Source organism: Corynebacterium yudongzhengii, assembly GCF_003065405.1.
In the GTDB taxonomy this organism is placed as follows: domain Bacteria; phylum Actinomycetota; class Actinomycetes; order Mycobacteriales; family Mycobacteriaceae; genus Corynebacterium; species Corynebacterium yudongzhengii.
This window is the reverse complement of the sequence record NZ_CP026947.1, coordinates 1,532,796-1,559,151: the sequence shown is the minus strand read 5'-3', so window position 1 is coordinate 1,559,151 and position 26,356 is coordinate 1,532,796. Positions and strand designations below refer to the sequence as shown.

30 protein-coding genes are annotated in these 26,356 nt (G+C 65.5%); 22 read left to right on the top strand and 8 right to left on the bottom strand.

Annotated features, from left to right (window positions below; all coding sequences use genetic code 11):
* The first annotated feature begins 7 nt into the window (after positions 1-7).
* The 7 genes from C3B44_RS07230 to C3B44_RS07200 all read left to right on the top strand — a co-directional run bounded on the left by C3B44_RS07230 (position 8) and on the right by C3B44_RS07200 (position 6,027).
* Entirely contained in the window at positions 8-1,711 is a 1,704-nt protein-coding gene (locus C3B44_RS07230) for an ABC transporter family substrate-binding protein (protein WP_108431788.1), read from the top strand.
* On the top strand, positions 1,712-2,590 hold the full coding sequence (gene mshB, locus C3B44_RS07225) for an N-acetyl-1-D-myo-inositol-2-amino-2-deoxy-alpha-D-glucopyranoside deacetylase (RefSeq protein ID WP_108431787.1): 879 nt from the start codon (positions 1,712-1,714) through the stop codon (positions 2,588-2,590).
* 29 nt (positions 2,591-2,619) lie between these two features.
* Positions 2,620-3,015 carry a hypothetical protein gene (locus tag C3B44_RS07220; RefSeq protein ID WP_235840511.1) on the top strand — a complete coding sequence of 132 codons (396 nt, stop codon included), beginning with the start codon at positions 2,620-2,622 and terminating at the stop codon, positions 3,013-3,015.
* Positions 3,016-3,104: 89 nt separating this feature from the next.
* A complete protein-coding gene (gene fdxA / locus C3B44_RS07215; protein ID WP_108431786.1) occupies positions 3,105-3,431 on the top strand; it encodes a ferredoxin in 327 nt (108 codons plus the stop codon).
* Between the two features lie 30 nt (positions 3,432-3,461).
* A complete protein-coding gene (dapC, locus tag C3B44_RS07210; RefSeq protein ID WP_108431785.1) occupies positions 3,462-4,568 on the top strand; it encodes a succinyldiaminopimelate transaminase in 1,107 nt (368 codons plus the stop codon).
* A gap of 46 nt (positions 4,569-4,614) precedes the next feature.
* Positions 4,615-5,403: a pseudouridine synthase gene (locus C3B44_RS07205; protein WP_108431784.1), complete on the top strand. Its 789-nt coding sequence runs from the start codon at positions 4,615-4,617 to the stop codon at positions 5,401-5,403.
* Positions 5,404-5,502: 99 nt separating this feature from the next.
* A complete protein-coding gene (locus C3B44_RS07200; protein ID WP_108432605.1) occupies positions 5,503-6,027 on the top strand; it encodes a GtrA family protein in 525 nt (174 codons plus the stop codon).
* Here C3B44_RS07200 and C3B44_RS07195 read toward each other — a convergent pair.
* Positions 6,024-6,857 (bottom strand): hypothetical protein, encoded by an 834-nt coding sequence (locus C3B44_RS07195; protein WP_108431783.1) that lies wholly within the window; start codon positions 6,855-6,857, stop codon positions 6,024-6,026. The genes C3B44_RS07200 and C3B44_RS07195 overlap by 4 nt on opposite strands.
* Positions 6,858-6,984: 127 nt before the next feature.
* On the opposite strand from C3B44_RS07195, the gene C3B44_RS07190 reads away from it, so the two are divergent.
* From C3B44_RS07190 to C3B44_RS11765, 4 genes are all read left to right on the top strand, one after another.
* A complete protein-coding gene (locus C3B44_RS07190; protein ID WP_146183498.1) occupies positions 6,985-7,347 on the top strand; it encodes a hypothetical protein in 363 nt (120 codons plus the stop codon).
* Between the two features lie 85 nt (positions 7,348-7,432).
* Complete coding sequence (locus tag C3B44_RS07185) at positions 7,433-7,774, top strand: SdpI family protein (protein WP_235840510.1); 342 nt, start codon at positions 7,433-7,435, stop codon at positions 7,772-7,774.
* 1,503 nt (positions 7,775-9,277) lie between these two features.
* The gene (locus tag C3B44_RS11770) at positions 9,278-9,517 is read left to right on the top strand and encodes a transposase (RefSeq protein ID WP_108430616.1); all 240 of its coding nucleotides are present in this window, start codon (positions 9,278-9,280) and stop codon (positions 9,515-9,517) included.
* A gap of 105 nt (positions 9,518-9,622) precedes the next feature.
* On the top strand, positions 9,623-10,108 hold the full coding sequence (locus tag C3B44_RS11765) for a transposase (protein WP_199906013.1): 486 nt from the start codon (positions 9,623-9,625) through the stop codon (positions 10,106-10,108).
* Between the two features lie 46 nt (positions 10,109-10,154).
* On the opposite strand, the gene C3B44_RS11650 is transcribed toward C3B44_RS11765, so the two are convergent.
* The 4 genes from C3B44_RS11650 to C3B44_RS07165 form a co-directional block, all read right to left on the bottom strand.
* Complete coding sequence (locus C3B44_RS11650; protein ID WP_158268616.1) at positions 10,155-10,316, bottom strand: hypothetical protein; 162 nt, start codon at positions 10,314-10,316, stop codon at positions 10,155-10,157.
* A 37-nt stretch (positions 10,317-10,353) separates the two neighbouring features.
* The gene (gene dapD, locus C3B44_RS07175) at positions 10,354-11,325 is read right to left on the bottom strand and encodes a 2,3,4,5-tetrahydropyridine-2,6-dicarboxylate N-succinyltransferase (protein WP_108431781.1); all 972 of its coding nucleotides are present in this window, start codon (positions 11,323-11,325) and stop codon (positions 10,354-10,356) included.
* Between the two features lie 52 nt (positions 11,326-11,377).
* Entirely contained in the window at positions 11,378-12,805 is a 1,428-nt protein-coding gene (locus tag C3B44_RS07170; protein ID WP_108431780.1) for an amino acid permease, read from the bottom strand.
* Positions 12,806-12,906: 101 nt separating this feature from the next.
* Positions 12,907-13,848, bottom strand: a complete 942-nt coding sequence (locus C3B44_RS07165; protein WP_199222381.1) for a 2,3,4,5-tetrahydropyridine-2,6-dicarboxylate N-succinyltransferase — start codon at positions 13,846-13,848, stop codon at positions 12,907-12,909.
* A 68-nt stretch (positions 13,849-13,916) separates the two neighbouring features.
* Between C3B44_RS07165 and dapE the strand changes: the two genes are divergently transcribed.
* The 7 genes from dapE to C3B44_RS07130 are packed head-to-tail and all read left to right on the top strand — an operon-like array spanning position 13,917 to position 18,837.
* Positions 13,917-15,035 (top strand): succinyl-diaminopimelate desuccinylase, encoded by a 1,119-nt coding sequence (dapE, locus tag C3B44_RS07160; RefSeq protein WP_108431779.1) that lies wholly within the window; start codon positions 13,917-13,919, stop codon positions 15,033-15,035.
* 20 nt (positions 15,036-15,055) lie between these two features.
* Positions 15,056-15,853 (top strand): LOG family protein, encoded by a 798-nt coding sequence (locus C3B44_RS07155; RefSeq protein WP_108431778.1) that lies wholly within the window; start codon positions 15,056-15,058, stop codon positions 15,851-15,853.
* A 23-nt stretch (positions 15,854-15,876) separates the two neighbouring features.
* Positions 15,877-16,689, top strand: coding sequence for a dihydropteroate synthase (gene folP / locus C3B44_RS07150; RefSeq protein WP_108432602.1), 813 nt, complete (start codon positions 15,877-15,879; stop codon positions 16,687-16,689).
* On the top strand, positions 16,686-17,444 hold the full coding sequence (locus C3B44_RS07145) for a glucosyl-3-phosphoglycerate synthase (RefSeq protein WP_108431777.1): 759 nt from the start codon (positions 16,686-16,688) through the stop codon (positions 17,442-17,444). Before folP ends, C3B44_RS07145 begins: the two co-directional genes overlap by 4 nt.
* Positions 17,445-17,448: 4 nt before the next feature.
* Positions 17,449-17,730, top strand: coding sequence for a hypothetical protein (locus C3B44_RS07140; RefSeq protein ID WP_108431776.1), 282 nt, complete (start codon positions 17,449-17,451; stop codon positions 17,728-17,730).
* Between the two features lie 47 nt (positions 17,731-17,777).
* Positions 17,778-17,957: a DUF3117 domain-containing protein gene (locus tag C3B44_RS07135; RefSeq protein ID WP_108431775.1), complete on the top strand. Its 180-nt coding sequence runs from the start codon at positions 17,778-17,780 to the stop codon at positions 17,955-17,957.
* A gap of 19 nt (positions 17,958-17,976) precedes the next feature.
* On the top strand, positions 17,977-18,837 hold the full coding sequence (locus C3B44_RS07130) for a methyltransferase domain-containing protein (protein ID WP_108431774.1): 861 nt from the start codon (positions 17,977-17,979) through the stop codon (positions 18,835-18,837).
* Positions 18,838-19,662: 825 nt separating this feature from the next.
* Here the strand turns inward: C3B44_RS07130 and C3B44_RS07125 are convergent.
* Together C3B44_RS07125 and glgA are read right to left on the bottom strand one after the other, a co-directional pair.
* On the bottom strand, positions 19,663-21,150 hold the full coding sequence (locus C3B44_RS07125) for a GH32 C-terminal domain-containing protein (RefSeq protein ID WP_108431773.1): 1,488 nt from the start codon (positions 21,148-21,150) through the stop codon (positions 19,663-19,665).
* Between the two features lie 64 nt (positions 21,151-21,214).
* Positions 21,215-22,393 (bottom strand): glycogen synthase, encoded by a 1,179-nt coding sequence (gene glgA / locus C3B44_RS07120; RefSeq protein ID WP_108431772.1) that lies wholly within the window; start codon positions 22,391-22,393, stop codon positions 21,215-21,217.
* A 118-nt stretch (positions 22,394-22,511) separates the two neighbouring features.
* Here glgA and glgC point away from each other — a divergent pair, with 118 nt between their 5' ends.
* Positions 22,512-23,729, top strand: coding sequence for a glucose-1-phosphate adenylyltransferase (gene glgC, locus C3B44_RS07115; RefSeq protein WP_199222380.1), 1,218 nt, complete (start codon positions 22,512-22,514; stop codon positions 23,727-23,729).
* 4 nt (positions 23,730-23,733) lie between these two features.
* Here the strand turns inward: glgC and C3B44_RS07110 are convergent, their stop codons facing one another.
* A complete protein-coding gene (locus tag C3B44_RS07110) occupies positions 23,734-24,390 on the bottom strand; it encodes an O-methyltransferase (protein ID WP_108432601.1) in 657 nt (218 codons plus the stop codon).
* 93 nt (positions 24,391-24,483) lie between these two features.
* Here C3B44_RS07110 and sigE point away from each other — a divergent pair, with 93 nt between their 5' ends.
* The 3 genes from sigE (at position 24,484) to C3B44_RS07095 (ending at position 26,333) form a co-directional block, all read left to right on the top strand.
* Complete coding sequence (sigE, locus tag C3B44_RS07105) at positions 24,484-25,116, top strand: RNA polymerase sigma factor SigE (RefSeq protein WP_108431770.1); 633 nt, start codon at positions 24,484-24,486, stop codon at positions 25,114-25,116.
* Between the two features lie 87 nt (positions 25,117-25,203).
* Complete coding sequence (locus tag C3B44_RS07100) at positions 25,204-25,734, top strand: anti-sigma factor family protein (RefSeq protein ID WP_108431769.1); 531 nt, start codon at positions 25,204-25,206, stop codon at positions 25,732-25,734.
* Between the two features lie 32 nt (positions 25,735-25,766).
* Entirely contained in the window at positions 25,767-26,333 is a 567-nt protein-coding gene (locus C3B44_RS07095; RefSeq protein WP_108431768.1) for a twin-arginine translocase TatA/TatE family subunit, read from the top strand.
* The last annotated feature ends 23 nt before the right edge of the window (positions 26,334-26,356 follow it).

Below are 26,356 nucleotides of genomic sequence, written 5' to 3'. Positions count from 1 at the left end.
CGCTTAGGTGAGAGCTTTTCGACGCCGCCTTCGCACCACCCTCGTCGCCGGGCTGGTCGCGGTGCTGGCCAGTGCGTGCGTGGCCGACCCGGGCCCGCCGCCCACGGTGGAGCCAACACCCACGACCGACACGACCGAGCAGACCACCCCGCCCACGGTGGAGCCGTCGGAACCCGAGCGCACCGAGGTGGCCGTCGGCGTCGACGAGCTGCGCAACGGGCTCAACCCGCACCTGCTCGCCGATACCTCGCCCTTGGTCGACTCGATCGCCGACCTCGTTTTGCCTTCGCCTTTCATCGGCGGCGCCCAGAACGAGGACCTGGTGACCTTCGCCGCCGAAGTCCAAGACAGCCTGCCGGGCGAGTCCCAGCCCGAGGAGACGGTGACGGCCGACGAGGACGTCTCCGCCGCCGAGAACGCCGGCACCGTGGTGCAGACCGTGCGCTACGAGATCCACCCAGAGGCGCAGTGGTCCGACGGCACCCCGATCACCGGCTCGGATTTCATCTACCTCTGGAAGGAGATCACGCACACCCCCGGAGTGATCGAGCCGGACGGCTACCGCGCGATCGAGGAGATCCGCACCGCCAACGGCGGGCGCACCGTGGAGGTGGACTTCTCCCGGCGCGTCGCCAACTGGCAGGACCTTTTCAACCACCTGCTGCCCAGCCACCTCGCCGACGGCGGCGCCACCGATTTCTCGACCGCATTTTATGCCACCATCGGCGCCGGCGGCTCGCGTTTTACGATCGATTCCGTCGACCGCGCCCGCGGGGTGATCACCCTGCACCGCAACGACCGGTTCTGGGGCCAAGACCCCGCGCAGATCGACATTTTGACCCTGCGCACCGTCTACTCGGTCACCCAGGGCCTCGACCTGCTGCGCTCCGGGCAGATCAAGTACCTCGATCAGCTGCCCTCCGAGACCATGGCGCAGGCCTACCGGCTGCTGCCCGAGGCCGAGGCCACCGTCGTCGACGGCCCGCGCACCCTGCAGCTGGACTACAACGTCTCCTCCGAGATCCTCGGCGAGGCCGACGCGCGCAAGGAGCTCACGAGCCTGCTGGACATCCCGGTCATCGCCCGCCAGGCGGCCGGGCGCACGGCGGATCTCCGCGTCGCTGACAACGTCCCCGTGGCGGAGAACGCCGCGCCCTCGGAGGAGCTAGTCGCCGCCACGCAGGACGCACCGCTACGCATCGGCGCTGATCTGGCTGACGAGGTCGCCTCCGCGGCCGTGCGCACCATCGCTGACCTTTTGGCCCGCTATGACATCGAGGTCGAGATCGTCTCCACCGACATCCCGAGTGCCGCGCGCTCGACGCTTGTTGACGGCGACCTCGACGCCCTCGTCACCCGCACCCGCGACGACGGCGGCCTCAACTACTTGGCCTCGAGATATCGCTGCCCGCCGGATGAGGATTCCCTGCGCCTGGCGAACCTTACGGGCTATTGCACCACCAGCGGCGATGAGCTCAGCGATGAGATCCTCGCCGGCGCCTACGGGGAAGAGGTCGCCCGCCAGCGCATCGCGCAGCTCAACGACTTCGAGGAACTGACGGTACCTATCATGCGCGAAAGCCGCGTGATCGTACGCAAGGTCGAAGAGGTTAACGTAGACAACGCAGAGAACCCAGAAGATACCGCCGACCCGTTCGCTGGCGGACTGTCCAACGCCGGAGCCTGGCGCATTCCAGTAGAGGAGGACTAAATGACCCGCGATCTCATCGGACGCCGCGTCGTCGCCGTGCACGCCCACCCGGATGATGAATCCATCGCCACCGGCGGCACGCTGGCACAGCTGGCCCGCCGCGGCGCGGAGGTCACCGTGATCACCTGCACCCTCGGCGAGGAGGGCGAGATCATCGGCGAGACCTACCAACACCTCGCGGCCGACGACGCCGACCAGCTCGGCGGCTTCCGCATCCACGAGCTAGCCCAAGCCCTTCGCCACCTCGGGGTGCGCGGCCACTTCCTCGGCGGGCCCGGGACGTTTCGGGATTCCGGCATGGCCGGGGCCCCGTCGCACGAGCACCCGCGCGCCTTCGTTAACTCCGGCGAGCGCGCCGTCGACCTGCTCGCCGAGCAGTTCGAGAAGCTGCGCCCGGAGCTCGTGATCACCTACGGCCCCGACGGCGGCTACGGGCACCCCGACCACATCCGCGCCCACGAGATCACCCACGCCGCCGCCGAGCGCGTCGATATCCCCCGCATCGTCTGGGCCGTGGCCAACCGCGCCCCGCTGGAACGCGCCGCCGCCGAGATCACCCAGATACCGCAAGGCTGGCGCGCCGCGGAAGTAGGGGAGCTGCCGGGCGTCGATAAGCATGATCTCGCCGTGCGCCTGAGCGAGGCCGACTACCACGCCAAGCGGGAGGCCATGCGCGCCCACACCACGCAGCTGTGGATCGCCGATGGCTCGATCAGCCGCACCAACCCGCACGCGGCGAAGGCCGTGAGCACCAACGGGATGAGCACGTTCGCCTTGAGCAACCTCATCGCCCAGCCGCTCATGGACGTCGAGCACTACCAGATCGGCCGCGGTGCCGGCGTCGACTCCGAAGACGACGACCTCTTCGCCGGGATCTAAAAACCGGGATTTAACTAGGGGAGAAGCGAGTGAGTTCAGAAGCGGTCCTGCGCACGGACTTCAGCCGCGGCGAGGCGACCGGCGGTATCATCTGGCTGTCGATCGGCGCGCTGTTCTCGTTGTTCGTCGAGATGCTCTATGTGGGCACCTGGATCGATGTGCCGGGTCTCGGCATGGTGCCTTTTCCCTGGACGATCCTGCTCGCGTTCTTCTTCAACATGGTGCTCACCAAAACCGCCTCCCTGTGGTCGCAGAACACCTGGGTCCGCGCTACGCCGGTGATCGTGTGGGCGGTGGGTTTCTTCGCCGCGGTGGCGCTCGCGGAGGTGTTGGGGCTTCAGCTGCTGGCGAATAATATACGCACGATTGCCCTGCTCGTGACGGGAATCATAGGAGGCGTTTGGCCCCTTTTGAGAACCAGGTGACATACTGTCTTACTGCACGCGGTGCCCACCAGAGGGTGCCGCGGCTGGATCCCGATCGTCTGACCGCCCGTGAGGAGCCCCGATAACCGATGACCTACACGATTGCCCAGCCGTGCGTTGACGTCCTCGACCGTTCCTGCGTCGAGGAATGCCCGGTCGACTGCATCTACGAGGGCAAGCGCATGCTCTACATCCACCCCGACGAGTGCGTGGACTGCGGCGCCTGCGAACCCGCCTGCCCGGTCGAGGCCATCTTCTACGAGGATGACGTCCCGGACGAGTGGTGGGATTACAACGAGATCAACGCCGCCTTCTTCGATGACCTGGGCTCGCCGGGCGGTGCCGCTGCGATCGGCCCGCAGGATTTCGATCACCCGGACATCGCGAAGCTCGAGCCGCAGAACCAGGACGTCTAGCTCTAACTCGACCGCGAGAACGCATTCATCATGGCCCGCACTCCTTTAAACGACCGCCTGCCCGACTTCCCCTGGGACTCACTGGCCAACGCCAAGGCCCGCGCGAGAGCCCACCCGGACGGACTGGTGGATTTATCCGTCGGCACCCCGGTGGACGAGGTCGCCCCGTCGATCCAGCTCGCCTTGGCGGAAAACGCCGCCGCGCCGGGCTATCCCCAGACCACGGGCACCCCTGAGCTGCGGGCCGAGATCACTGAGTGGATGCGCCGGCGCTATCACGTCAGCGGCTTAAGCGATGACGCGGTGCTGCCGGTCATTGGCACCAAAGAGGCGATCGCCTGGCTGCCGACGCTTCTGGGCCTGCAAGGCCAAGTGGTCATCCCCGAGATCGCCTATCCCACCTACGAGGTCGGCGCCCGCCTGGCGGGCTGCGAGATCCTGCGCGCCGACTCGCTCACCGCGATCGGCCCGGGCCGGCCCGATCTGATCTACATCAACTCGCCGTCGAACCCGACTGGCAAGGTGTTAGGGGCGGATCACCTGCGCAAGCTCGTGGACTTCGCCCGCGAGCGCGACGTGATCATCGCCGCCGACGAGTGCTACCTCTCGCTCGGCTGGGACGATGAGAACCCGCCGATCTCGCTTCTCGACGATCGCCTCACCGACGGCGACCACACCAACCTCTTGGTGCTCAACTCGCTGTCGAAGTCCTCGAACCTTGCCAGCTACCGCGCCGGTTTCATCGCCGGCGACGAGCAGCTGGTCCGCGAGCTCCTCGAGGTGCGTAAGCACGCCGGCCTCATGATGCCGGGGCCGATCCAGCACGCCATGCTCGCCGCCTTGCGCGACGATGACCAGGAGCATTTCCAGAAGCTGCGCTACGCCGCCCGCCGCGCGAAGCTTCTGCCCGCGCTCATCGACGCCGGTTTCCGCATCGACAACTCCGAGGCCGGCCTCTACCTCTGGGCCACCCGCGACGAGGACTGCCGCGACACCGTCGACTACCTCGCCGGCCTCGGCATCCTGGTCGCCCCGGGCGAGTTCTACGGCCCGCGCGGGCAGCGCCACGTGCGGATCTCGCTGACGGAGTCCGACGAGCGTATCGACGCCGCCGTCGGCCGACTTGCCCAGCACTGACCCCAGCGGGCGCCCACCGGCCCGTGACGGCATCCCCGCGCGCAAGGTGGTGCTCAGCGGCGTCGTCCCCGAGGGCGAGTACTGGGCCGCCCGCGCCGGCGACTCGCCGTTTCCGGCCGGCACACAGCTGGCCGCCGGCACCCGCCTGGCACGCGCCGTGCCCGCCTGGACGTATCCGGAGCTTCTCGACGAACCACCGATCCCCTTCGATTACGAGGTGGTGTATGCGGATGCGGGGATTATGATCGTCGATAAGCCGCCTTTTTTACCCACCACCTCCAACGGCCGCATCCAGCGCGAGACCCTGCAGACCCGCCTGCGCCGCGATCACGGCGACGAGGTTATCTGTTGCCACCGGCTGGATCGGCTGACCGCTGGGCTGGTGCTATGCTCGCGCAATCCGGAAACGCGCGGGGCGTATCAGCAGCTCTTCGCGCGTCGCGAGGTACGCAAGACCTACCGGGCTCTTCTGAGTGCGCCGGTGTCTTTCCCCGAGTGGGAGCGCGTGGAGCTGACGATGAACAAGCCGGCGGGCGCTCGGCGTGTGGAGGTCTCGCACACGGGCACGCCGACGCTCACCTATGTGCGTGGGGTGGGAAGGCTAGTTGAGATGCGGCCGGTGACGGGGCATACCCACCAGTTGCGGGTGGTGGCGCAGCATCTGGGCGCGCCGATCGTGGGCGATGATCTCTACCCGGAAGACCTCGGGCGCGGGTTGTGGGACTTCTCGACGCGCCTGCATCTGCTCGCCGAGCGGATCAGTTTTATCGATCCGTTAAGCTTCCGCCCGCGTGCGTTTCGGTCCCCGAGGCCGCTACTCGATATAATCGATTAACCAACTGTTCACTATAGGGAGCTCATGACGGACGTACGCAGTCGCAGCGCCGGCTCCACGGGAGCCCGGCAGGTTTCTGCCACCCGTCTTATGAACGGCATGCGCCAGTTCCTCATGTTCGGCGTGGTGGGCGGCTCGGGCACCATCGTCAACCTCGCGGTCATCTACCTGACCAAGAAGGCCGCCGAGCTGGGCTGGGGGATCTCTGAGCACGAGGTGTTCTTCAGTATCGTCGGCACGCCGTGGAACGTGCGCTGGTACCACGTGTTCATGATCATCGCCTTCCTCGCGGCGAATACCTGGAACTACCAGCTGAACCGCTCGTGGACGTTCCGGGGGATCGCGAAGCGGTCCTGGTGGCGCGGGTTCTTCCCATTTTTGGCCTCTGGGCTGGTCTCGCTGGTGGTCTCGACGTTCGTGGCCACCCTGTTGATGAACCCCACCTCGCCGATCGCGCTTCCCGAAGACATCTTCGACGACTCCTCGGGCCTGCGCACGAAGTTCTACTGGGCGTCGGCGATCTCGATCATCGTGGCGATGCCGGTGAACTTCGCGATCAACAAGCTCTGGGCGTTCCGCAAGCCCAAAACGACCGCGATCGTGCAGGAACCGCCGTATCGCTAGCGGCGTTGGTAGGCCTCGGCTGATTCCAGGAATGCCTTCTTATCGTCGCAGTAGATCTCGACGGCGGCGGCCTCGGCGCAGCCTTTGTGCAGATCGGCGGCCGTTACCGGCGGGTCGAGATCGATTCTGACGTTGACTTCGCTCAGCACCGGCAGGCGGGTCTCGCCGTTGTCGCTGATGGTGATATCGCCACCTTGGCCGGGCCGGGCGCCGGAGATGCGCGTGACGTTCTCCCAGGGGATCTCGCAGAAAAACCGGCCGCCGTGGCGCAGGATGAGCGCTTGTGGGGTCACGAGATGCGGGCGGGATTTCACCGAGGCGTAGAAGCCCAGGAGCACCATCAGGGCGTAGACGCTTAAGACCAGTAGCAGGAGTCGCCAGAACTCGCTGGGCACGGCCAGGTGCACGACGACGATCTCCACGACGACGAGCCCGACGATGACAATCACCACGGTGCGTAGGTTCTTATACCCGGGGTGGGTCTTGGTGACGGCCGTGTTGCCGGCCTTGTTGCCGGTCTTGTCGCCGGAGGGACGGCGCAGCAGCCAGGGGAGTGAGGCGAGGAAAATGACCTCGGAGACGAGGAGCGCGAGTGCTTTTCGCGGGACCCCGAAGCGCTCGGAGGTAATGGACAGGGAGACGGCCCAGGAGCCCGCATGGCGCCGGTCTGTGAGCATCCCTGAGAACAACAGCGCTAGGGCCGACAGAATCAACGCGAGGGGGAGGAGCAGCCAGGCCGGGGAGGTGCCGGAGGACGTAGCGACGACGATCAGCACCGCGATCTCGGCGCAGATGCCGAGGGCAAGGAGGGCACGGAATGCGGTTTTCATGATGGTGGGTTGTGTGGGTGGATTGTTGTTCTCTTTATTGTGTCTGAATTGCGTTTGTGTTCGCTAGGCTTAGGAAGCGGTTTTGTAGGGAGTTTGTGTGGAAGATGACGCGGAGGGAGCACGGGTGATGACCAAAAGAGAACTTGGCCTCAACGTGTGCTGGTTGCTGGCGTTGTCGGTGCCCTCTGCTGCCGGGGTGTGGTCGTGTGTGGCGAATGCGCGCACTGGTTTTGACTATGCGCTGGGGCTTCTCTCGGCGGTGATCCTCGTGGGGGCGCTGGTGTACTTTGTCCCGAAGTACAAGGTGCTAAAGCCCAAGGAATTCATGGACAACTCGTCGTTGGTGCTCTATGCCTCGTACGTGCCGGCCGCGATTGCACTTCCGGAAATCGCCGCCGTTATTTCTGCCCTGCTGTACCCCCTTATCGTATATTTCTTCATGGCCTTACTTGGGGATTTGCGCGAATGGGCAGCGAAAGGTGAAAAGTGACATCCCTCATGCTGCTGGGGTGTGTAACCTGAAGAAAAGGTTTTAACATTGTAACTTTTCAGGCGAACTCTTTGAAGCAAGGAGAATGACCACCATGACCGCTTACTCGATCATTATGACCGTGGCCTTGCTGGCGACTGGCGCGCTTATTCTCTGGCTCGGGGTGAGATCGGGGCAGGGAAAGCTTCCGAAAAACCAGTGGGTTGGTATCAGGACCGAAAAGCTCATGGCGAGCGACGAAGCCTGGGTGAAGGGGCATAAAGCTGCTGCGGGTTACTTGAAGCTGTCGAGCATCCCGCTTTTCGCCGGTGGTGTCGCTTGCTTGGTGTTGGATGACTCGTTGATCGCGTGGGGCAGTCTCCCCGTGGTTGTCCTATTGATCGCGATGGTGTTGCTTGCCTCGAAACAGGCGCACGTCGCGGTGTAGTACGTGCTTGGTGCGGGTCGGGGGGCGCTGGATTATGCCATGGCATAGAGGGGCCGGCTGTGTTTTACGCACGTGCGTAAAATGCAAAGGGTTTCCAGCAAGAGTATGTGACGGCGTGGGGGCTTCGGTGACCACCGTGGCTTTGGGGCGTGTCGAGGATTTTTGCGGACGTGCGTAATCTCTGGAGACTGTGTCGCGGCATGGTGGGTTAGATCCTAGGAGCTTTTCTCGCGCCTTAATTTCGGGTGTCGTCATTACGCACGTGCGTAAAATGCGAAACGTTTCCAGTAAGAGTATGCGACGGCATAGTGGTCGGGACTTCATCGCGAATGCCGTTCGGGGATTGGGGTACGCCCCGTTTACGCACGTGCGTAATGGTGTTGCGAACTATGCCGCGGCATAGGGGCTTCAGCGGCGACCGTTGCTTTAGGGTTGTCTTTCCGATCCGGGGTAGGTGGTAGCGCGTGTCCGCGGAGTTGGTAGTAGGGTTCCGGCTACGCGGTAGCATCCCTAACTCCGACGCATCCCTGATGCAGAGGCTCCGGCGATACATCTCATTCCACGCTGTCAGGCACCGCGAAATCTCCCACACGTCTGAGCGTTCTTACGGGAATGTTCCTGGCCTCTTGGTGATCAGCCTGAAAAGAATTGCGGGACCGCCGTCTTGGTCTACTGGCGGAGGTGAAGAGAGCCCCAGAATCCCTCTGCTGCCGCATAGTGCGGAGCGGGTTTTTACACACATGCGTAATCGGAAATCAATGGATCCCGGAGAATTCATGGGTACACGAGCCACACTGTCCCCTTGAGGCTTCTAATTTTTACGAACGTGCATAAAACCAAGCTCGGCTGTCGGAGTCGTTCGCCCTTTGCCCTCACAGGGCCGGACCCTGCGAGCCGAAACAGCTCCCAGACTCACTCTGCCGCCGCATAGTGCGGAGCGGGCTTTTACGCACGTGCGTAATCGGAAATTGATGGATCTCGGGGAATTCATAGGTACCCGAACCCCACCGTCACCCGAGGCCTCTGATTTTTACGCACGTGCGTAAAAGCCTCCGCCGGCTGGCACTGTGATCGTCCCCGCTGCCGATTGTGCCGTGCGGCGAGCACCGAGCCGCCTTGACACCCCAGCCGCGCTCGGGGGCTGCCGAGAGTTGGGAAGTCTGCGCCACTGCGGCCTAGGGCGTGGCGGCGGGGCCGGATGGCTGCTACCAACAAACCGCATCGGACAAGCGGCTTGAAGAAACGAGCCCTGCTCCCGCTTCAGAGTCCGCGCCGCAATCGGACAAGGACCAGCCCAAACAATGAGCCGATTCTCTAGACAATCGCCAGATGTGGGCGAATTCGGGCAGTCGTAGGGAGGCCGGGTCAGTTAAGGAAGTCCCGCTCCACAACGGTGTGCGCGTATCGAACCCAAGCGCAGACCGCCCTCGCAACGTGTTAGGGCGTGTCTGATAATTGAGGGAAGCGTGGCATGGGACCCTGGCTCCCGTGTCGCGTTTTCACATGTTGAGTGATGCCCAGTGGGAGATGGTCGAAGAGCTTCTGCCCCGTCGCACGGGGAGAAAAGGCCGACCGTTCTCCGATCCCCGGCAGATGCTCGAGGCCATCCTCTACTGCCTTCGGGCAGGGATCGCGCGGTGTGACCTGCCCGCCTGCTTCGGGTCCTGGCAGACGGTCTACACCTGGCACAACCGGATGGCCAAGGACGGACACCTGGGACGTGATCTTTCAGCGACTTCTTAGACAGGCCGATACGGAAGACCTGATCGACTGGTCGGTGTCGGTGGACTTTGACGATCGCCCGGGCCCATCAGCACGCCACGAACATCACGCGGGTCACAGGGGGCTTTGTCGAATTACAACAACCTGCTGGCCGAGCCGCCTGATCACGCGGTCGGCCGATCACGGGGTGGTCTGTCTACCAAGGTCCACGCCCTGGTCGACGGCCACGGCATGCCCCTGACCATGATCGTTACTGCGGGCCACCGCGGTGACTGCCCGGTGCTGATCCCGTTGTTGAAACGCCTGCGGGTGCCCGGGATGGTGGGCCGACCGCGCACCCGGCCCGATGAACTGCGCGCGGATAGGGCGTATGCATCGAAGGCTGTGCGCAGGTATCTGCGCGAGCACAAGATCACGGCGACGATCCCGGAGAAAAAGGACGTGATCGCCGCCCGGAAGCGGAAAGGCTCGATGGGTGGGCGTCTACCGACGTTCGATGCGCAGTCCTACAAGGGCTGCAACGTGGTGGAACGGTTTTCGGCAACCTCAAGCAGTGGCGGGGTGTGGCAACCCGGTACGACAAGCTCGCGGTTGTCTACCGGGTCGGCGTGATGGCTATCGCCGTCATGACCTGGCTGAAGAAATTGTCAGACACGCCCTAGCGCTCAACCGGGCGGTTCGCCGGATCGCCTATCACGAGCAGCGCACCGGCGATGGTGATGAGGATCAGCGCCACCCAGTTCGGTCCGCCCACAATGTAGTTGACCACTAGGCCAATCAGAGCGAGGCCAGCGATAGCGATTTCTGTAGCGCGGTTCATGGCTGCTCCTTTCAACACCGACTTTCCACACCGGATCCTAGTTCTTATGCAGCGAGGCGTTGAGCTCGACGCCGTCGACCTTGCCACGGAGAGCTTCGATCGCGCCGCTGATGGAGTTCCGACGGAACGTCACCCCGGACACACCGGAAAGCTTTAGGGCTTTGACTTCGTCGCCGGGGGTGGCGTCGACAAGCTCGGCGACCTCCTCGCCGACGATCACCCGCGTGCCGGCAGTGAGGTAGAGCCCCGCCTCGACGGTGCAGTTATCGCCGAGCGAGATACCCAGCCCCGAGTTAGCACCCAGCAGGCAGCGCTTGCCCACCGAGATCGTCTCCTGCCCGCCGCCGGAGAGCGTGCCCATGATGGAGGCGCCGCCGCCGACGTCGGAACCATCGCCGACGACCACGCCCGCCGAGACGCGGCCTTCGATCATGGAGCTGCCCAGGGTGCCGGCGTTGAAATTCACGAAACCTTCGTGCATCACCGTGGTGCCTTCGGCCAGGTGGGCGCCGAGGCGCACACGGTCGGCATCCCCGATGCGCACCCCCGAAGGGACCACGTAGTCCACCATGCGGGGGAACTTATCCACCGAGTAGACCGTCACCGGGCCCCGGCCGGCGAGGCGGCCGCGCACCATCTGGAAATCAGCCACGGAGCACGGCCCGTAGTTGGTCCACACGACGTTCGCCAGAAGCCCGAACACCCCGTCTAGGTTAAGCCCGTGCGGGCGCACCAGCCGGTGGGAGAGCAGGTGGAGGCGCAGGTAGGCGTCATAGGTGTCGACGGGCGCCTCCTCCAACGAGGCGATCGACGTGGCGACGGCGATGCGGGCGACGCCGCGCTCGTCGTCAGGCCCTATCAGGTGAGCGAACTGCTGCGGCGAGTCTGCCAGCCGCTCGGTGCCCGTGGCGGTCACCGTTTCGTCGAGAAGCGGCGCCGGGTACCAGACATCCAGTACCGTGCCGTCGTGGGTGATGGTGGCCAGTCCGCGGGCGTATGCAGTGGTCATGCGGGCAGGGAAGTCCCTTCTGGTGAGGCTGGTGCAGCTATGGGCGCTTATCTTACGCCTTGGTGGCAAAAGCCTCGGTTTCCCGCGCGTGGGCGATGGACTTCTTACGGGATAGCAACGACAGCGCCACGATCACCGCGACCATGATGGCGACGGAGACGACTTGGCCGCGGGCGCCGGCGTCGAAAAGCATGAGCACGATGAGACCGCCCAAGCCCACCAGCGTGGCCCACGGCACCCAGGGGTAGCCGGGCACGCGCATGACGGTAAGCTCGCCGTTGAGGCGCATCTGCGGGTGCAGGCGCAGGTAGCTTAAGGTGATCATGATCCAGATGACCAGCAGGCAGCCGCCGACGGCGTTGAGCAGGAAGGTCAGCAGTCCCGGCGGGTTCCACCACTGCAGGCCCACGGAGGCGAAGGCGAAGATGATCGACAGAATCACCGCGTTGATCGGCACCTTGTACTCGGAGGTCTTGCGGAACAGGGCGGGCGCGTCGCGCTCCTCGGCGAGGTTGTGCACCAGGCGCGAGGTGGCGTAGATCTGCGCGTTGAAGGCGCTGAGCAGCGACAGGACGATGATCGCCTCCATGAATCCGACCACGCCCGGGATGTTCGCCAGCTCCAGCACGCGGGTGAACGGCGACTCGGCGGCGGTCTCGGCGTCGGTGATGCGCTCCGGCGGCAGCAGGGCGATGATGATCGCCACCGAACCCAAGTAGAAGATCATGATGCGCACGACCACGCTGCGCACCGCCGTGGTGATGTTCTTCGCCGGGTTCTCCGACTCGGCGGCGGCGATGGTCACCAGCTCGATGCCGCCGAACGCGAAGGCCACCGCCAGCAGGCCGGCGGCGATGCCCGGCAGGCCGTTCGGGGCGAAGCCGGATTCAGCCACGTTGCTCAGGCCGACGAAGTCATGCCCGGGCAGCAGGCCGAACCAGAGGGCCAGGCCGATGAGCAAGAAGCCGATGATGACGGCGACCTTGATGAAGCTGAACCAGAACTCGAACTCGCCGAAGCCCTTCACGGCGGCGAAGTTGATGATGGTAAACGCGATGACCACCACTAGCGCCGGGATCCACGGCTCCACGCTGAACCAGGTGGCCATGATGGCAGAGGCGCCGGTGATCTCCGCGCCCATGACCATCACCAGCATGAACCAGTACAGCCAGCCCAGCAGGAATCCACCCCAGTGGCCGAAGGCCTGCCGGGCGTAGGTGGAAAAGGACCCGGACGACGGGCGGGCGGCGCCCATCTCGCCGAGCATGCTCATCACAGAGACGACGAGGATGCTGGCGACGAGGTAGGCGATGAGGACGGCCGGGCCGGCAGCCTGGATGCCGACGCCGGTGCCCAGGAAGAGGCCGGCACCGATAGCCGAGCCCAGCCCCATCATGGTCAGGTGGCGGGTTTTGAGACCCCGGCCCAGACTGGTGTTTTGATTTCCGTCTGCGGCGGAGGTGGACGTGGCAGTGCTCATACAGGACACACTAGTAGTGCGCCGCCTCACAGGAATATGTCAGGGTGCCTTTAAGCCCCGGTGGTTACACCCGCCCGGCGCACAGGGGGTTTAGGAACTCATTAGGAACTCGTCCAGCGCACCGTCGGCACGTTGTAGCCCGACTCGCTGCGCACGTGCCAATTCGACTGCCCGTTGAGATAATAGCCCTTGACCACCTGGCCGAGGGCGACGTCGAAGAGGTCGGTCTCCGGCTCGATGATGATCGACGGGCCGATCGAGCAGCCATTGCCCATCGAGATCCCGTGCACACCCGCCGAGACCGCGAAGTGACAGTTTTCCCCGATGCGCAGCGGCTCGCGCAGCCCGCTGGCCGAACGCTCGCTGACCACGGTGGCGGAGAGCCCAATATCCGAGCCCTTGCCGACGACCGTGCCCGAGGTCAGCCTCCCCTCGATCCGCGCCGCCCCGAGCGTGCCGGAGTTGTAGGAGACATAACCCTCCCGCAGCACCCGGGAGCCGGGGGAGAGGTACGCGCCTAAGCGCACGCGCTCGGCCTCTGCGATGTTGATGCCCGAGGGCACGACGTAGTCGACCATGCGCGGCAGCTTCTCGATGCCATAGACATGGATCAGCCCGCGCGAGCGCAGCGCGGTGCGGAGGTATTCGAAGTGATCCGGCAGGCACGGGCCCTTGTTGGTCCACACCACCGTCGACAACAGATGCAGGGCACGATCCAGGTTGATCGTCAGCGGCTTGATCAGCCGGTGCGACAACAGGTGCAGGCGCAGATAGACGTCGTGGGCATCGACCGGGGAGGCGTTGAGATCCGCGATGGTGGTGCGCACCGCGACTTGTTCGACCATGCGCTCGTTGTCGACGGAGACGAGCTTCAACAGCTGGTCCGGGATATCTGAGGCGCCGAGGCGCTCGGTGCCGGAAACCAGCGACACCTCCGGGTCATCGAGGTCGACGACCTCCGGCGAGGGGTACCAGGTATCCAGAATGGTGCCGTCCATGGCGATGTTGGCGATTCCGACGGCGCGCGCTCCCAGTCTCTGCATGCTTTTCACACTATCGGTTCTGCCGAAGGGCTACACGGCAAGGGGGACGGTCAGTAACATGTGCCGATGTGTCTAGACTCACCCTCTCTAAGGATCCGGTCGCGCTGGCCGCTGACCTCATCGACATCGCCAGCCCCTCGCACCACGAGAAAGCCCTCGCCGATGCCATCGAGGCCGGACTGCGCCCGCTGGAAAAAGACGGCGTGGAGATCCTGCGCATCGACAACACCCTGCTCGCGCGCACTAACCGCGGCTTTCGCGAGAGGGTGATCCTCGCCGGACACATCGACACCGTGCCGATCGCCGACAACGTCCCCCACCGCCTCGAAGGCGCCGGCGAGGACGCGATCCTGCACGGCTGCGGGGCAGTCGATATGAAAACCGGCCTGGCCTGCTACCTGCACGCCTTCGCCAGTTTGGCCGGCTCTACCCGGCTCAGCCGGGATCTCACCCTCATCTGCTATGAGGGGGAAGAAGTCGCTTCGAGATTCAACGGGCTGGGGTTCGTCGAAAAGCGAGCACCCGAGTGGCTGCGCGGCGACGTTGCGCTGCTCGGCGAGCCCTCCGGCCGGGTGATCGAGGCCGGCTGCCAGGGCTCCATCCGCCTCACCCTCACCGCGCACGGCGAACGCGCCCACTCCGCGCGGGCCTGGCTCGGCGACAACGCGGCCCATAGGCTCGCCGGGGTGATGCAGCGTATCGACGACTACCCACCGCGCACCGTGACTATCGACGGCTGCGAGTACCGGGAAGGGCTCAACGTCGTCGGACTCGCCGCCGGGGTGGCCACGAACACCCTGCCCGATGAGGCGAGGCTGACCGTCAACTTCCGCTTCGCCCCGGATCGCCTTCTGGAAGACGCGATGGGCCACCTGCGCCAGGTGCTGGCGGTGGACGACGACCCCGCGTTCGACGTGCACGTCGACGATGCCGTCGGCGGCGCGCTGCCCGGTCTGCACGCTCCGGCGGCCGAGGAACTTGTGCGCGCGGTCGCAGGGGAGGTCCGCGCCAAATTCGGATGGACGGATGTAGCCAGGTTCTCTAGTCTGAATATACCGGCTGTGAACTTCGGCCCCGGCGATCCGGGGTATGCCCACAAGCCGGGCGAGCAGTGCCCGGTCAGTGACATCACGCATGTCGCCGGCGTCTTAGAGTTGTATCTGACCGGCGAGTTCAGCAAACAGTAGAAGGAATTCTTTTTAACCCCATGGCCCCGAATCAGACCCCGGATCCGAGTAAACAGCGGATGCTGCGCGGCCCGGTGCTCATGCGCACCGCCGAGGAGAAGCAGCAGTCGACCTACGATCAGCGACTGTTCGAACTCGGCGCGGACCACGACTGGCAGCACGCCGACCCGTGGCGCATCTTGCGCATCCAGTCCGAATTCGTCGCGGGCTTCGACGCCCTGTCCGGCCTGCCGCAGGCCGTGACCGTGTTCGGCTCCGCCCGCCTCGGCGAAGGGACCCCGGAATACGAGACCGGGCGCGAGGTTGGCGCCGCCTTACACAACGCGGGCTACGCCGTGCTCACCGGCGGCGGGCCCGGTCTGATGGAGGCCGCCAACCGGGGCTGCTCCGAGGCCGGCGGGCTGTCGGTGGGCCTTGGCATCGAGCTGCCACACGAGCAGCACCTCAACGAGTGGGTCGATCTCGGCATCAACTTCCGCTACTTCTTCGCCCGCAAGACCATGTTCTTGAAGTACTCGCAGGCGTTCATCTCGCTGCCGGGCGGGTTCGGCACCATGGACGAGGTCTTCGAGATCCTCTGCATGGTCCAGACCAAGAAGGTCACCAACTTCCCGATCGTGCTCATCGGCACCGACTTCTGGGGCGGGCTCGTCGACTGGATGGACAACCAGCTCGTCACCCGCGGGCTGATCTCGCCGGAAGATACTGATCTCTACCTCGTCACCGACTCGGTGACGGAGGCGGTGGACTACATCGTCGAAAAGCACCAGATCATGACCGACGGCCGCCTGGCCGCACGGGGTCAGGCCCGCGAGTGAGTGCCCGCCGACTCGCCGAGGTGATGGCGATCGTCAACCGCACGCCCGACTCCTTCTATGACAAGGGCTTGACCTGGCAGCTCGAGGCCGCGCTCGAGCGTTGCGATGTCGCCGTCAGCGAAGGCGCCACCATCATCGATGTCGGCGGCGTGAAAGCCGGCCCCGGCGACGAGGTCACCGCCGCCGCCGAGATCGACCGCATCGTGCCGGTGGTGGAGGCCGTCGCGAAGCGCCACCCCGAAGTTACCGTCTCGGTGGACACCTGGCGTGCCGATGTCGCCGAATCCGCCATCTCCGCCGGCGCCCGCCTCATCAACGACACGTGGGCCGGCTGGGACGAGAAGCTCGTCGAGGTCGCCGGCGCCCACCAGACCGGCTACGTCTGCTCGCACACCGGCGGCGCCACCCCGCGCACCCGCCCGCACCGCGTGGGCTACGACGACATCGTCGCCGACGTCATCCGCGAGACCACCGCGCTGGCCGAACGCGCCGTGGCCTGCGGCGTCCCCGCCGAGCGCGTCTATATCGACCCCACCCACGACTTCGGGAAGAACACCTTCCACGGCCTGGAGCTTTTGCGGCGTGTCGACGAGCTCGTCGCCACCGGCTGGCCCGTCCTCATGGCGCTGTCGAACAAGGACTTCGTCGGCGAAGCGCTCGACCGCGGCGTGGGCGAGCGCACCGCTGGCACGCTGGCCGCCACCGCCTGGGCCGCCGCGCGCGGGGTGGCGGCGTTTCGCGCCCACGAGGTCGCCGAAACCGTCGACGTCATCGCCATGACCGCCGCCATCGCCGGTGATATCCCGCCCGCCGCCACGATCCGAGGACTCGCATGAGCACCGCGCTGAAGGTGAGCGTGGTCATCCCGGTTCTCAACGAAGAAGACACCATCGCGGCGGTGGTGCGTGCCGTCGCTGCCGATCGGCCGCACGAGATCCTCGTCATCGACGCCGACTCCACCGACAACAGTGCCGCACGCGCCAGCGAGGCCGGGGCACGCGTGCTCAACTGGCGAGCGATCCTGCCCACCGTCACACCCCGCCCCGGCAAGGGCGAATCCCTCTGGCGCGGGACCATCGCCGCCACCGGCGACATCGTCTGTTTCATCGACGGCGATCTCACCGCCCCACCCACCGACATGGTGGATCGGCTTAGCGCCCCGCTTATCGACGACACCATCTACCTCGTCAAGGCCCGCTACCAACGCACGCTGGGCGGGCAGCCGAGCGGGGGAGGACGCGTCACCGAGCTGACCGCCCGCCCACTGTTGGCGCTGTTCTTCCCGGAACTCGGAGACATCGCCCAGCCTTTAGCCGGCGAGTACGCGATCCGGCGCTCGGCCGCGCTGGAACTGCCGTTCGTCGGTGACTACGGGGTGGAGGCGGGCCTGCTCATCGATACCTGCCGGCGGTATGGGCGTCAGGCCATCGCGGAGGTTGACCTGCCGCCGCGGCAGCATCGCAACCGGCCTCTCGACGAGCTGGCGCCCATGGCCCGCACCGTCGCAGCCACCATCGCGCAGCGCGCCGGGAAGCTCGAGTCAGAGCATCCACATTTCCCAGGCGAGCGCCGCGCGCCGGGTACAGTGTGATGATATGTTCTCCTGGATTCTGCTGCTGCTCGTGCTCGCCGCGCTCGTCGTGCTCAGCACGTGGGGGTGGGGCAAGATCTTCGGGCTTGGAGACGTCATGGGCGACGTCGACGAGAAGGTCGACGTGCGGGCTTTCAACCGCGCCGCGCTGGACCGCGGGGAGCTTGACGATCTCCGTTTCGAACTCGTACCCAGGGGATATCGCCCCGAACAGGTCGATGAGGTCATCGCCGATCTACGGGCTCAGCTGGATGAGGCCCACCGCCTCGAGCGCGAAAAGGACTAGGCTAGTGGGAGTAAGGCCCGACTAATCTCGCCGCAGGAGCACTATTCATGGCTGCAATGAAACCCCGCACCGGCAGCGGCCCCATGGAGGCCGTGGTCGAAAACCGCATCATCGTCACCCGTATCCCGGCAGACGGTGGTGGTCGCCTCGTCGTCGAGATGACTCATGAGGAAGCCGCCGAACTCGGTGCACTGCTGACCGAGGCCGCAGGAGATACTTCCGCCTAAAGCGACTACCCTCAAGGTCATGCTCTCGCACGTCATCGACCTTCTCGCCGACCCCGTCGACGGCACCGCGCTGTCCGGGGTCGATGATTACGCCCGCCTAACCTCCGCTTCCGGCCACAGCTACGACGTGGCCAAACAGGGCTACGTCACCCTCGCCGGCGGCGCCGGACTTAAACACCAGGGCGATTCCGCCGAGATGGTCCAGGCGCGCGAGACCTTCTTGTCTCTGGGGCATTTCGCTCCTTTCGTCGAGGCCGTCTCGGCGGCCGCAGCCGACGCTTTGGACGCCGCCGGCGTGCCGGAAGACCACGACCCCGCCATCCTCGAAGTCGGCGCCGGCACCGGCTACTACCTAGCGCACACCCTCGACGTCGTGCAGGAAGCACGCGGGGTCGGGCTGGACATCTCGACGGCGGCGGCGCGTCGCCTGGCCAAAGCCCACCCGCGGCTCGGTGCCGTCGTCGCTGATATCTGGGATGGCCTACCACTTCTCGACGACACCATCGACGTCATCTCCGTCATCTTCGCCCCACGCAACCCCGCCGAATTCGCCCGCGTCCTGCGTGCGGATGGGCAGGTCATCACCCTCACCCCGGCGCCGGGGCATCTCGATGAGCTACGCGAACCCCTCGGCATCATCGGCGTCGAGGCGAACAAACTCGAGCGCATGATCGACCAGGCCGAAGGCCACCTCCGAGTGCTCGGCGAGCCGGAGTCGCTGGAGTTCACGATGACGCTGGATCGCTCCGCGATCGCCGCGCAGGTGGGGATGAGCCCCTCGGCACGCCACATCGAGGACCTATCGGAAAAGCTCGAGCGCTTGCCCGAGACGATGACCGTCACAGCCCGCGCGCACCTGACCCGGCTGGGGAGGGTGTAGGTTCGGGTCTGGTTTCTGGTTCTGGTTCTGGTTTCTGGTTCTGGTTCTGGTTCTGGTTCCTCGCTGGTTGGTGCATGTTGCGTTTGCGCTGGTCGAAAGGAGGGCTATCGAAAGGAGTGTTGGTTTCGACCGCGTGGGACTCCTTTAGGGGTGGGTGATTTCGACCAGCGTTAACGCAACACGGGTGTCTGCAAAGATAGGCGCTTGGTGTTGCTGGGCGGTCCGTCCCATCCGTCACGCGGGCCTCTTCTGTAGCGATCCCGTGGTCTGTTGGCTCTGCCCTGGTATGCGGCGCTAGCGCTAGTCGAAAGCAGGGCTATCGAAAGGAGTGTTGATTTCGACCGCGTGGGACTCCTTTAGGGGAGGGTGATTTCGACCAGCGCTAACGCAACACTGGTGTCTGCAAAGATAGGCGCTTGGTGTTGCTGGGCGGTCCGTCCCATCCGTCACGCCGGTCTCTTCCGTAGCGATCCCGTGGTCTGTTGGCTCTGCCCTGGTATGCGGCGCTAGCGCTAGTCGAAAGCAGGGCTATCGAAAGGAGTGTTGATTTCGACCGCGTGGGACTCCTTTAGGGGAGGGTCATTTCGACCAGCGCCAACACACACGGGAGTCCTCAGAGATATGCGCTTGGTGTTGCCGGCGAGTCGCCCCACCCGTCCCATCTGTCGCGTCGGTCTCTTCCGTAGCGCTCCCGCAGTCCACCAGGTCTGCCCCCGGTATGCAGCGTTAACGCAACACGAGGGGCGAAAGGGATAAGCAGCCAGCTAGTCGCCAACCATTCGCCCCACAGTACACCAAGCCGCCCCAGCCAACCAGAAAACCGACCTACCCCTCGCCGTCGCCGTCGGAAAACAGTCCGTCTTCGTCGGCGAGTTCCTGCAGGTCGGCAAGCAGGTTGGAGTCGGCCGTGTGCGGGGAGTGTTCGTAGGCGCGCTCAATCTTTGCCCCACCGGAGGTGGTGACCTCGAAGGTAGCCTCGCCGCCCACAATGTAGGCCCGTGATGCCAAGGCGGCCTCGCCACCGTCGACGAAGACCTCCACGGTGGAGCCGTCGACGAAGATCGACAGCGACTGCGAATCGCTATCCACGACCGGCGCGGAGGCGGTCTCTTCGTCAGAGTGCAGCGGGTTCATCGTGCGATCGACAATGACCTCGGTGCCGCGGTGTGTCACGCTGAAGGCGATGTTGCCTTCGGTATCGCGCAGGTCAACGTGGACTTCGCCGCCGTGCGGGATCTCGCAGAGTCCGATCCAGGAGCGGGCGCGATGCGAGGTGTGGATGGCGTCGAGGACTCCGGAGCGCGGGGGCTGGAAGATGCGGCCGCCCTGGAGCGACAGCACGCGCGGTAAGGAGAGGACGTTGGCCCAGTCGGATTCGCGGATCGAGAGGTGCTGCGAAGGATCATCGGCCCGCCCGGCGCGGTTGAGGAGGCCGAAGATGACGGCCTCGTCGAAAAGCGGGCCGGACTCCAGCGTGCGCTGGGTGATGTTCGCGGTGCGCGGGCGGGTGAAGTCGTAGCCGTGGTCGATGCGGGTGAAACCGGTGACGACCTCGAAGTTCGCCCCCTCGAGGGTGCCCACGAGGTAGCCGGAGATGTCTTGGCCGTCGTTTTCGATGGTGATGAGCAAGACGTCGTAGATCTCGCCGTCGACCTCGTCGCGCAGCCGCAGGAAACGCGGCGCCACCAGGTGGGTGGTCGATTCCAGCCCGTGGTCACCGGAGAAGGTGAGCGCGCCGGTGACGTGCCAGTCGCGGCCGTCGTCGCTGTGCAGGATGACCGGCTGCGGGTCCTCGGTAGCGCCGGTGACCGCGAGCATGAGCCAGCCGGCGTGCCCGGCGTCGCGGTCGTCGGCGTTCTGCCATCCCGGCACGACGCAGGGGGAGCGGAAGTTGTAGAAACCGTCCCGATCGTCGACGACGGTGCCGGCGCGGGCGACGGAGGCGTCGAGAAGCGAGGGATCGTCGGAGACCTCGCAGGCATCCTCCACCGACTCGATGTGCGCCACCTCCACGGAGGTGCCCTTGTCGGTCACCGAGGTGAAGTAGAGGTCTGCGCCCTGTTGCGTGGCGACGACAGCGCCCGCCCGCACCGCGATCTCCTCGCCCTCGGGCGCGAGCGCGTCGTCGCACTCGCTCCAGTCGAAGGGGCCGTCGTCGCTGACGACATGGCCCCAGCGCGGCGGGGCGTCGAGCTGCGGCTGGAACTGGTAGAAGACGTGCCACGCGTCGCCGTCGCGTAAGACGCCGGCGGGTGCGTTGAGCACGCCGATCTCGGCGGTGACGTGCAGTTCAGGGCGGTACGGGACAGGCATGGTGAAAAAGCTTCTCGACTTTCCGGTGGGGTGCAGGTGCGTGTCTTCGGTCGCGGGAGGCGGGCTAGATCAACGAGCGGTAGATCTCGACCGTCTGCTTGGCGATCTCCTCCCAGGAGAACGTCTCGACGGCCCGCTCACGGCCGGCCGCTCCGAAACGAGCCGCGCGGTCACGGTCCGCCACCATAGCGTTGACTGCCTCGGCGAGGTCTTTTTCGAAGGTGGTGGTGTCGTTCTCGTCGTAATGCACCAGGGTGCCGGTCTCGCCGTCGACGACGACCTCCGGGGTACCCCCGACATCGGAGGCGACCACCGCCGTCGAGCACGCCATCGCCTCGAGGTTCACGATGCCCAGCGGCTCGTAGATGGAGGGGCAGACGAAGACGTCGGCCGCGGTGTATATCTCCTTGATGTGCTCCGGGCCCAGGTGGTCCTGGACCCAGTAGACGCCGTCGCGCGTCTCGCGCAGGTCGGCGACTAGCTGCGCGGTGCGCTCGCCGATCTCCTTGGTATCCGGCGCTCCGGCGCACAGGACCAGCTGGATGTCCGGATCGAAGTCGTGGGCGGCCTTGACCAGGTGCTCGACCCCCTTTTGGCGGGTGATGCGGCCGACGAACGCGGCGATCGGGCGGTCTTTATCTACCCCCAGGCGGGTGAGATAAGAGTCGGGGTTGTCGGCGAAGACCGGCTGCGGGGTCCACAGCGTCGTATCGATGCCATTGAGGACGACGTGGATGCGGGATTCGTCGATACGCGGGTACGCATCCATGATGGCCTCCTTCATGCCGGCGGAGACCGCGATGACGCCGTCGGCGTATTCCATCGCGTTCTTCTCGGACCAGGAGGAGACGTCGTAGCCGCCGCCGAGCTGCTCGCGCTTCCACGGGCGGTGCGGCTCTAACGAGTGGGCGGTGGCGATGTGCGGCACGCCGTGCAGCTTGCCGGCCAAGTGACCGCCGAGGCCGGAGTACCAGGTGTGGGAGTGGACGACGTCGACGTTGTCCGCCGCATGCGCCATCCGCAGACCGCTCGACAGGGTCTTGATCGCGCCGTTGGCCTCCTCCAGCGCCGGGTCGACGCCGTGGGTGAAGACATTCTCTTCGTCGCGGGGCTGGCCCATGCAGTGCACATCGACCTCGACATCGTCGAGACCCCGCATGAAGCGGGTCAGTTCCGTGACGTGCACGCCTGCGCCGCCGTAGACCTCCGGCGGATACTCTCTGGTCATCATTCCGACTCTCATATCTCCGAGCGTAGTGATGCGCTGGTAGTCGTGCAGGTGACCCTGAACGGGCGGGATGCGGGTGGGGAATTCGCACGCATCGCTGCAAAGTGTGACAGGGACGAATAGATTTGGAAGTGTGAAGAATCAGCCGAATGTCCTCAGCATCGTTCTCGCCGGCGGCGAGGGGAAGCGCCTGTTTCCCCTGACCGAAGACCGCGCCAAGCCCGCGGTCCCGTTCGGCGGCACCTACCGTCTCATCGACTTTGTTCTGTCTAACCTCGTCAACGCCGGGTTCTCCAAGATCGCGGTGCTGACGCAGTACAAGTCCCACTCCCTCGACCGGCACATCTCCCAGTCCTGGAACATCTCGGGACCGGTCTCGCAGTACATCGCTTCCGTCCCGGCGCAGCAGCGCCGCGGCAAGCGCTGGTACAACGGCTCGGCCGACGCGATCGTGCAGTCGCTCAACCTCATCTACGACGAGAAGCCCGACTACGTCATTGTCTTCGGCGCCGATCACGTCTACCGCATGGACCCGGCGCAGATGCTGGAGGATCACATCGCCTCCGGCCGCGCCGCCACCGTCGCGGGCATCCGCGTGCCGCGCCGCGAGGCCACGGCCTTCGGCTGCATCCAGTCGGACGAGGACGGCAAGATCACGGAGTTCCTCGAAAAGCCCGCGGACCCGCCCGGCACCCCCGACGATCCGGACCAGACGTTCGCGTCCATGGGTAACTACATCTTCACCACCCAGGCGCTCATCGACGCCCTGTTGCGCGACGAGAAGAACGAAGACTCCAACCACGACATGGGCGGAGACATCATCCCGTACTTCGTGGAGCAGGGGGAGGCCAACGTCTACGACTTCTCCGGCAACGAGGTCCCCGGCGTCACCGACCGGGACCGCGGCTACTGGCGTGACGTCGGCACGATCGACTCCTACTACGAGGCGCACATGGACCTCATCTCGGTCCACCCGGTGTTCAACCTCTACAACATGACCTGGCCGATCCACTCGACCGACGATTCCAACCTGCCGCCCGCCAAGTTCGTCCAGGGCGGTATCGCGCAGGCCTCCATGGTCGCTCCCGGCTCGATCATCTCGGGCGGCACGGTGCGCAACTCGGTGCTCGCCACCGACGTCCACATCGAAGACGGCGCCACCGTCGAAGGCTCCGTGCTCCTGCCAGGCGTGCGCGTGGCCAAGGGCGCGGTGGTACGCCACGCGATCCTGGACAAGAACGTCTATGTCCGCGAAGGCGAGATCATCGGCGTCGACCAGGCCCGCGACGAGTCCCGCTTCAAGGTCTCGCCGGGTGGCGTGGTGGTCGTCGGCAAGGGTGAGGTCGTCTAAGTCTTTAGGCCGTGCGCGTCACCAGCGTCACGCCCGCGCCCAGCGGCAGGCGGGTGGTGATGCAATTCTCGAGGGCGCGGGCCTCCGCATCCGCCTCGCGCGCGCCCCGAGTGTCCGGGTCAGTGCGGGTGGTGTCGGCGACGGTGCCGTCGAGAAGCGAATCCGCCATCACCAGGGTGCCGCCGACCGTGAGTAGCCCCACCGCGGCCTTCAGCGCGGCCGGCATGTCCAACGGCGAGACGTCGAGGTAGACGAGATGGTAGGCGTCGTTGGCAAGTCGGCTTAAGACATCGAGCGGGCGCGAGGGCAGGAAGCGGGCCCGCGAAGGAGAGTACCCGGCGGTGCGGAACAGCGACTTCGCGTGCTGCTGGCGCTCGGCCTCCGAGTCGATGCAGGTCACGTTCTGGCGCTCGCCGAGACCCTCCAGCATGTACAGGCCGACGACGCCGGCGGCTGGGGTGATCGCCACCGCCCCCGAGCTTCCCGACGCCGCGCCGGCAGCCGCCAACGTCGTCACCAATTGGCCGGTGACCTCGTCGGGGATGGTCAGGCCGAATTCCTCAGCGTCCGCGCGGGCGGCGTCGAGCGCCTCGCTCGTCTCGCTGGTCGAGCGGATGTATTGCACCTGTGCGGCTACAGCCGCGTCCGTCGTATCAGTCACGCCCACCAGTCTAGCCACCGCGCGGGGGCACTCACAGAATGTATTTAGGCTATTATCTGGTCTTTTTGCGTAGGGTAGGACAAAATAACAGGTATGACCGTACGCCACGCCGACGATGAGCCGGCCGTCAAGGCCGCAGGAAGCACCGAACCGTTGACCGGTACCGCCGCATTTGATGCGGGCGAGGGGGAGATGCCGTCGTGGTCGTCGCTTGTCGCTGAGCACGCAGACAGTGTTTACCGCCTCGCCTACCGGCTGTCCGGCAACCCGCACGATGCGGAGGATCTCACCCAAGAGACATTCATGCGCGTGTTTCGGTCGTTGAAGAATTACCGGCCCGGCACGTTCGAGAGCTGGCTGCACCGCATCACCACGAACCTGTTTTTGGACATGGTGCGCCACCGCCAGAAGATCCGCATGGAAGCGCTGCCGGAGGACTACGAGCGCGTCCCGGGCACCGACATGACCCCGGAGCAGCAGTACTCGGTCAACCGCTTAGACCCGGCGCTGCAGGACGCACTCGACGAGCTCGGCCCGGAATTCCGCGTGCCCGTGGTGCTGTGTGATGTCGTCGGGATGACGTATGAGGAAATCGCCGACACCCTCGGCGTGAAGATGGGCACCGTGCGCTCCCGCATCCACCGCGGGCGTTCGCAGCTGCGCGCGCACATCGAAAACGCCGCCGAAGGTTGTGACGATACCCGCGCCCTTCTGCGCACCAGGTAGCGCGTGCGCGCCACGGGCATACGCGCATTTCACTACAGTGGGCGGAAACTGAGACCTGCGTACACGTTGGAAAGGGCGGCGATCAGTATGCGCGGACATTTTGGCGAGAAGCCGAAGCGCCGGTCCGTGGTGGACTCCGTGGGTGCGCTCTTAGGTAGCACCGCGTCCCGCGTCAGCGGAGGGTGGAATTTGGGGCGTTTGGGCCGTTTGGGGCGCCGCAAGCGCCTGAAGAGCCGCACCCAGCCCCGTGAATTCAGCTCGATCGAGCACCTAAGCCACGAGGCGGTGGCGGCGTTCGTCGACGACGAACTCAGCGACAACGCCGCCCACCGCGCCCGCGTGCACGTCGTGCAGTGTCCCGAATGCCGACACGAGGTCCATGCCCAACGCCGCGCGGCCCAGATCCTGCAGGGCTCCAACATGTCCGCGCAGGTCCGCGCTCCCCGCGAGCTCCTCAACCGCCTAGCCGGCATCGCCGACGGCCCTGTTGCCGACGGACCCACCGCCGAAGCCACCCCCACCGCCCAGCCGGAGGACGTGATCGACCGCGTCGAGACTTTCGTGCGCACCTTCCGCCGCATGCATGGCCACCGCCCGGCACGCGGCGGACGCGGATAGGCGGCCGGACGCGCACCAGATAAGGTGTATGTGTGTTTGACAATATCCACTGGAGCGAGATCCTGGTCCTGTTGGTGGTCATCCTGATCATCATCGGACCGGAACGGCTCCCGGGGGTCATCAAGGACGTCCGCGCGGCCATCTTCGCCGCGCGCCGCGCCATCGCGAACGCCCGGGCCGAGCTCGACGGCACCCTCGGCGACGACCTCAAAGAATTCCGCGAGCCCCTTTCACAGGCCGCGGAATGGTCGCGCATGGGGCCGCGGCGGGCGATCACGAAGGCGCTTTTCGACGGCGACGAATCCGCCCTCGACGACTTCGACCCCCGCACGCTTCTGTCGGAGGCGGGGATCGACACCACCCGGGAGACGCCGCAGCAGGCTGCCCGGCGGCTGCGCCGGCAGGCGGATGCGCTGGAAAAGCGTTCGGCGGCGGGGCGTTCTGGTTCTGGGCGTTCTGGCCAGGCTTCTGCTCCGGAGCAGCGCCGTCAGCAGCCGACCCGCAATCCTCAAGGCCCGCCACCGGCACCGAAAAACCCATCGCAGTCTAAGGGGAATTACGAAACTGGTGGCGGATTCTCGTGGGAGGACATCACCTAGAGGCAGCCTGCCGCTGTCCGTTG

Excerpts from the sequence above, each read along its gene's own strand:
- dapC (WP_108431785.1), top strand. The coding sequence starts at position 3,462 with ATGGCCCGCACTCCTTTAAACGACCGCCTGCCCGACTTCCCCTGGGAC.
- C3B44_RS07135 (WP_108431775.1), top strand. The coding sequence starts at position 17,778 with ATGGCTGCAATGAAACCCCGCACCGGCAGCGGCCCCATGGAGGCCGTG.
- C3B44_RS07185 (WP_235840510.1), top strand. The coding sequence starts at position 7,433 with ATGACCACCATGACCGCTTACTCGATCATTATGACCGTGGCCTTGCTG.
- glgA (WP_108431772.1), bottom strand. The coding sequence starts at position 22,393 with ATGAGAGTCGGAATGATGACCAGAGAGTATCCGCCGGAGGTCTACGGC.
- C3B44_RS11650 (WP_158268616.1), bottom strand. The coding sequence starts at position 10,316 with ATGAACCGCGCTACAGAAATCGCTATCGCTGGCCTCGCTCTGATTGGC.
- mshB (WP_108431787.1), top strand. The coding sequence starts at position 1,712 with ATGACCCGCGATCTCATCGGACGCCGCGTCGTCGCCGTGCACGCCCAC.
- folP (WP_108432602.1), top strand. The coding sequence starts at position 15,877 with ATGGCGATCGTCAACCGCACGCCCGACTCCTTCTATGACAAGGGCTTG.
- C3B44_RS07165 (WP_199222381.1), bottom strand. The coding sequence starts at position 13,848 with ATGCAGAGACTGGGAGCGCGCGCCGTCGGAATCGCCAACATCGCCATG.
- dapD (WP_108431781.1), bottom strand. The coding sequence starts at position 11,325 with ATGACCACTGCATACGCCCGCGGACTGGCCACCATCACCCACGACGGC.
- C3B44_RS07190 (WP_146183498.1), top strand. The coding sequence starts at position 6,985 with ATGACCAAAAGAGAACTTGGCCTCAACGTGTGCTGGTTGCTGGCGTTG.
- fdxA (WP_108431786.1), top strand. The coding sequence starts at position 3,105 with ATGACCTACACGATTGCCCAGCCGTGCGTTGACGTCCTCGACCGTTCC.
- C3B44_RS07170 (WP_108431780.1), bottom strand. The coding sequence starts at position 12,805 with ATGAGCACTGCCACGTCCACCTCCGCCGCAGACGGAAATCAAAACACC.
- C3B44_RS07100 (WP_108431769.1), top strand. The coding sequence starts at position 25,204 with ATGCGCGGACATTTTGGCGAGAAGCCGAAGCGCCGGTCCGTGGTGGAC.
- C3B44_RS07140 (WP_108431776.1), top strand. The coding sequence starts at position 17,449 with ATGTTCTCCTGGATTCTGCTGCTGCTCGTGCTCGCCGCGCTCGTCGTG.
- sigE (WP_108431770.1), top strand. The coding sequence starts at position 24,484 with ATGACCGTACGCCACGCCGACGATGAGCCGGCCGTCAAGGCCGCAGGA.
- C3B44_RS07200 (WP_108432605.1), top strand. The coding sequence starts at position 5,503 with ATGCGCCAGTTCCTCATGTTCGGCGTGGTGGGCGGCTCGGGCACCATC.
- C3B44_RS07125 (WP_108431773.1), bottom strand. The coding sequence starts at position 21,150 with ATGCCTGTCCCGTACCGCCCTGAACTGCACGTCACCGCCGAGATCGGC.
- C3B44_RS07195 (WP_108431783.1), bottom strand. The coding sequence starts at position 6,857 with ATGAAAACCGCATTCCGTGCCCTCCTTGCCCTCGGCATCTGCGCCGAG.
- C3B44_RS11770 (WP_108430616.1), top strand. The coding sequence starts at position 9,278 with ATGTTGAGTGATGCCCAGTGGGAGATGGTCGAAGAGCTTCTGCCCCGT.
- C3B44_RS07130 (WP_108431774.1), top strand. The coding sequence starts at position 17,977 with ATGCTCTCGCACGTCATCGACCTTCTCGCCGACCCCGTCGACGGCACC.
- C3B44_RS07145 (WP_108431777.1), top strand. The coding sequence starts at position 16,686 with ATGAGCACCGCGCTGAAGGTGAGCGTGGTCATCCCGGTTCTCAACGAA.
- C3B44_RS07155 (WP_108431778.1), top strand. The coding sequence starts at position 15,056 with ATGGCCCCGAATCAGACCCCGGATCCGAGTAAACAGCGGATGCTGCGC.